Genomic DNA, 281 nt, shown 5'->3' with positions numbered 1-281 from the left:
TCAGCGAGGTCGTCACCACGTGGGGGTCGATGACCAACACCATCCTGGCGTTGCGTGAGCACCTGATCGAGCAGCAGGTCACGTTGGTGCTCATGGAAGCCACCAGCGACTACTGGAAGCCCTACTACTACTTGCTGGAGGACCTGCCGGGCTGCGAGGTGATGCTGGTCAACGCCCGACACGTCAAGAACGTGCCCGGCCGCAAGACCGACGTCAACGACGCGACCTGGCTGGCCCAGCTCGGAGCTCATGGTCTGGTCCGACCCTCGTTTGTCCCTCCA

Annotated in this window: 1 protein-coding gene; it reads left to right on the top strand. The window is 63.0% G+C overall.

Annotated elements, in window-relative coordinates; all coding sequences use genetic code 11:
* A partial coding sequence (locus QWY29_RS20185) for an IS110 family transposase (RefSeq protein WP_300963018.1) occupies nucleotides 1–281 on the top strand: 281 nt, incomplete at both ends.

Origin of the sequence: Nocardioides abyssi, assembly GCF_030412915.1 — a bacterium.
GTDB classification, from domain to species: domain Bacteria; phylum Actinomycetota; class Actinomycetes; order Propionibacteriales; family Nocardioidaceae; genus Nocardioides; species Nocardioides abyssi.
Note: the sequence above shows the minus strand (reverse complement) of the source record. Positions and strands in the feature narration are given on the sequence as shown.